2 protein-coding genes are annotated in these 3009 nt (G+C 31.1%); both read left to right on the plus strand.

The features are described 5' to 3' along the window. A partial coding sequence (locus C7N65_RS12450; RefSeq protein ID WP_158698143.1) for a hypothetical protein occupies positions 1–460 on the plus strand: 460 nt, incomplete at its 5' end. A 438-nt stretch (positions 461–898) separates the two neighbouring features. Next, a complete protein-coding gene (locus C7N65_RS12455; protein WP_105980586.1) occupies positions 899–1897 on the plus strand; it encodes a protein rep in 999 nt (332 codons plus the stop codon). Positions 1898–3009: the final 1112 nt, after the last annotated feature.

Here is a 3009-nt window from a genome sequence, read left to right on the forward strand (position 1 = left end):
GAAGCAGGAAGAAGAAAAAGAGATTGAAAAAGTGGCACAGGAATTAGAATACTACTTTGGAGATAGCGAAGTTAAAGATGAAGAAGGCAATATTGTTTCTTATGATTATCAAAAATTAAAAACTAAATTTACAGAAGAGCAGCAACAAGAACTTGATAAAATTGAAGAAGAAAAAAGGAGTATTGCTGGAACAGCAGTTAGAGCTTGTCCTACACAAGAAGCATGTCAGAATGTTACTGATAATACAGAATGCGTAATCAATTCACTTAATATTTTTGATACTTTAGGACCGACTGCTATTGCTGAAATCGCGCAAGCTATCCAAGCTGGACAGTATGGAGTTGCTGGAACAAAACTAGTTAAGATGGGCGTTAAAGGCGGAGCATATGGTATAGCAGGATCTCTAGCTTGGGCTGTTGGTAAGTGTATGGCTAATGGAAATCCTACAAATGGAGTATAATCTAACTTCTCATCGGAGTTGAAAGGATTTTATATGACGTATTTTACAGATGCAAATCCAATATTTTATTTAGCGAGTACTTTTTTCTCGATTTTTCTTAATACATTAATTATGGGCACACTTACAAAAAATATATCCAAAACTAGTTATAGAATCTTAGCTAACATAGTGATTGGTTTACCTTTAGTGATTGTTCTTTATATCTTAATATTTATTCTTTTAAAAACATTGTTTTAAAAACGAAAAAATGCGGAGCAATTTTTGAGTTTCTTCTTGTCTTGATACTATTAGAAATAATTATCTTTTTAAAAATAGGCTATAACCCTTGATGCTAAGGGAATATAGCCTGTTTTTAATGTATAAAGAAAATTTGACATGAAAAAGCCCCAGTAATATTATTAAGGTGTCGAATCTTAAATAATACTGGGGGTCTTTTATATGCAATTTAATACTACTAGATATATAAACGAAAATCAAGATGTTGAAACACTGAAAGATGTGTCTAAGAGTGGTAAAGAACGTCCTTGGAGAGAAAAGAAAATAGATAATGTGAGCTATGCAGATATTCTTGAAATTTTAAAAATAAAGAAAGCCCATAATGTTAGAGAGTGTGGCAATATCTTGGAATTCAAACCAACAGAAGAAGGGTATCTTAAATTACATAAAGCGTGGTTTTGTAAATCAAAACTTTGTCCTATTTGTAATTGGAGGAGAGCTATGAAAAATAGTTATCAAGCCCAAAAAATCATCGGTGAAGTGATTAAAGAAAAGCCTAAATCTCGATGGTTATTTTTAACTTTATCAACTCGTAATGCTGTAGATGGCAAAACATTAGAAGAGAGTTTGACTGAAATGACTAAAGCATTTCATAAGTTGTTTAAATATAAAAAAGTAAGTAATAACTTAATTGGTTTTATGCGTTCAACAGAGGTAACTGTTAATCATAAAGATGGTAGTTATAATCAGCACATGCATGTACTACTATGTGTAGAATCAAAATACTTTAGAGGTGCTGAAAATTATATTTCTCAAGAAGAATGGGTTAAGTTATGGCAAAAAGCACTTAAGGTTAGCTATAAACCTGTAGCAAATATTAAAGCAATCAAGCCGAATAAAAAAGGCGATTCAGATATACAAGCAGCAATTAAAGAGACATCAAAATATTCGGTGAAGTCATCAGATTATTTAACAGGAGACAAAGAAAAAGATACAGAGATTGTGAGTGATTTAGAACAAGGTTTGTATCGGAAGCGTATGTTAAGTTATGGCGGTTTATTGAAAAAGAAACATAAAGAAATGAATTTGGATGATGCTGAAGAGGGTAATCTCATTCATACAAATGACGATGAAAAAGTAACGGATGAAGAAGCACAAGCATATTCGATTACGGCAATTTGGAATTTTGAAAAACAAAATTATTACTTGAAGAATTTGTAATGCTAGCTGATCGGCTAGCATTTTTTATGCTGGTTTTAAATTTGATATTTAAGCGTTTCATACAAAAAATACAAAAAAATGAATAGTCTATATATTCCAAGAGCTTGGAAATTTAGAATATTTGTATTCCAGACCTTTGATAAAGCCTGTTAAATCAATGAAAAAAATATTCCAGTGGAAGCCCCGAGCGGTATTTATGTAAAATGTTGCATTCTATGTAATTATACACTTTTTGTTTTGCAAGCTTAAGAATACGGATTAACTTCAATTGCTTTAATATCAAGGCTTTTAATGTTGTTTGCATGAGCAAATGAGTGCAATGAATGTTAGGAAAATCTTTCAGCTATGCTGAATACCACCAGGGGTGGTACTGGATTTCCTTATGCTCATGCCAAATATTCTACGCAAATATTCTATTTTTTTGATGATGTATATTTGATGTATAAATCAAGTAGGGATATTTTTCTGTTATAAGCTCATATTTGCGTTTTAAATGCTTATATTGGAACTTGAGTATAAAAACATAAGAAATACAGAGTTTGCTCTAAATACCCCCTTAAAATTCAAAATAAAGGCATTTAAAATTTAAATAGTTCTTGTGATAAAGTTTGTTGAAAAAGGAGGTAGGCATATGGGGATTTTCGCTTTTATATTGTTTTGTTGTCTTTTTGGTTATCTGATAATTACTCGCTCTAGAAAAAAGTAGACTACGCATTTATGCCGAGAAAATTTATTGATCAATGAGAAGAACCCTTAACTAAACTTGAAGACGAATGTCGGCATAGCGTGAGCTATTAAGCCGACGATTCGACAAGTTTAGGGTTTGTTAAGGGTTCAGAGGCTCGTTGTCAATAAAGCAATTGGAATAAAGTAATAAGGAACATTTAAGGATTAACAAAAAAGTGTTAGAGGTTACTTACAAAACCTAAAAAGAATATTTATATAGCATAATTAAATGATATATACAACACTTTTATTTAATTATGCTTATGATAACTTGGATATAGATTTAAAAGGAGGTTTTTTATGCAGAAGAAAATGTTATTTGTTTTTGTCTCGTTAGTATGTACTTTAGCTTTTGTAATTTCTCCTTATGCTAATGCTGAAGTACA

The organism is Staphylococcus simulans (genome assembly GCF_002994445.1).
Classification (GTDB): Bacteria; Bacillota; Bacilli; order Staphylococcales; family Staphylococcaceae; genus Staphylococcus; species Staphylococcus simulans_B.

Excerpts from the sequence above, each read along its gene's own strand:
- C7N65_RS12455 (WP_105980586.1), top strand. The coding sequence starts at position 899 with ATGCAATTTAATACTACTAGATATATAAACGAAAATCAAGATGTTGAA.